This window comes from Mycobacterium sp. E3198, from assembly GCF_001667015.1.
Classification (GTDB): Bacteria; Actinomycetota; Actinomycetes; order Mycobacteriales; family Mycobacteriaceae; genus Mycobacterium.
Genome location: NZ_LZIS01000263.1, coordinates 1 through 1445 on the forward strand (window position 1 = coordinate 1; position 1445 = coordinate 1445).

Genomic DNA, 1445 nt, shown 5'->3' on the forward strand with positions numbered 1-1445 from the left:
CCGGCGGGGCCGGCGGGGCGGCTACCGCCGCCGGGTCGACGGGCGGCGACGGCGGCCCGGGCGGCAACGCCGTGCTGATCGGCAACGGCGGTAACGGCGGCATCGCCGGGCCGGGCGGTACCAACCCGGGCGCCCCCGGCCCCGGTGGCACCGGCGGGCTGCTGTTGGGCGCGAACGGCCAGCCCTAACGAGTCGGCCTCGCGAGCGCGCGTGTTTGTACGGCGACACGCCGCGCCCCCCGGCATTCTGCGGACCCTCGTCGTGGCGTCATGCTGCCCTTCGCAGATACGTCTCGAGCCGGCGGACGAGCTCGCGAGGCCGATATCGGACGTCCTCAGCGATGATGGGCACGATCACCCATCCCAGCTCTTGGAGTGCGGAAGAGCGGCGGCGGTCCCGGAGAAACGCGTCCGGCCCGCTGTGCCAGTTGACGCCGTCGTACTCGGCACCGACCATAGATGCCGGCCACGCGAAGTCGAGCCGCCAGATGCGTCCCTGCAAGTCCAGGACCTCGTACTGCAACACGGGCTCGGGCAGGCCGCCATCGATCATGACCAGCCGTGCCTCGCTCTCCATCGGCGACTCCGCCTTCGGGGACGCCAGTGCAACGAGCTCGCGCGCGGTCACGATCCCGCGCCGTCCAGACTGCTGCTTGACCGCCCGCTCCAGATCGTCGCGGCCACAGGTGCCGCTCCGCAGCGCGGCGTCCAGCGTTGCCAGGGCTCTGGGCCGGCGCAGGCAGCGGGCGACTTCGATCGCGGTCCACGGGGCGGCGGTGGCGGGTCGGGTTCCGACGACTGTCACCGGCGCACCTTCCCGCCGGTGGACGACCAAACCCTCGGTCGATCGCAGTCGACGACCGCCGGGATTTAGCACGTGCAGGTCGGCGGTCCGTTCGGTGTCGAAGCCGTATGCCGCTGCGGCGGTGCCCAGACATGCCGCGACCGTCGAGCCGGCGGCCAGGTCGAGCCCACGTAGTCGCAACGCCGTCGTGACCTCGCCACGGCCGTAGACGCCGTACCAAATCTTCTGCAGCGCCCCATATTTCAGGTCCGATTCGAGCCCGCGACGGCTCAAGAATGTGAGCGCCTGAGCAGAAGTCACCACTCCGCCCTGGATGTCCAGCAACCTGCCGAGCTCTGCGTTCATGCCGGGTATCGTCTTGACATCCCGTGACGTCGGCAATTCACCATGCTGAGCGTCCTTAGAATGCCGCCCTGCACGGCGTGTCGCCGTACAAACACGCGCGCTCGCGGCAACTGTGCCCTAGAACAGGGCCGACTGCTCGACGATGTTGACCAGCACGCGCAGCCCGATCGCCAGGGCGCGCTCGTCGAGATCGAAGTTGGGCTGGTGCAGGTCCAGCTGCGGCCCCTCGCCCGACCACACGCCCAATCGCGCCATGGCGCCGGGGATCTCCTCCAGATACCAGGAGAAGTCCTCGC

The 1445-nt window shown here is 69.9% G+C and carries 2 protein-coding genes and 1 pseudogene; 1 reads left to right on the forward strand and 2 read right to left on the reverse strand.

The features are described 5' to 3' along the window. Positions 1-188 (forward strand): PE-PGRS family protein (locus A5673_RS27015; protein WP_082958982.1); only part of this gene is annotated, 188 nt, incomplete at its 5' end. Positions 189-267: 79 nt separating this feature from the next. Here A5673_RS27015 and A5673_RS27020 read toward each other — a convergent pair. After that, positions 268-1149, reverse strand: coding sequence for a hypothetical protein (locus A5673_RS27020; RefSeq protein ID WP_068239844.1), 882 nt, complete (start codon positions 1147-1149; stop codon positions 268-270). Positions 1150-1266: 117 nt separating this feature from the next. Next, positions 1267-1445 (reverse strand): annotated as a pseudogene (locus tag A5673_RS29380) (amidohydrolase); the annotation flags it as partial.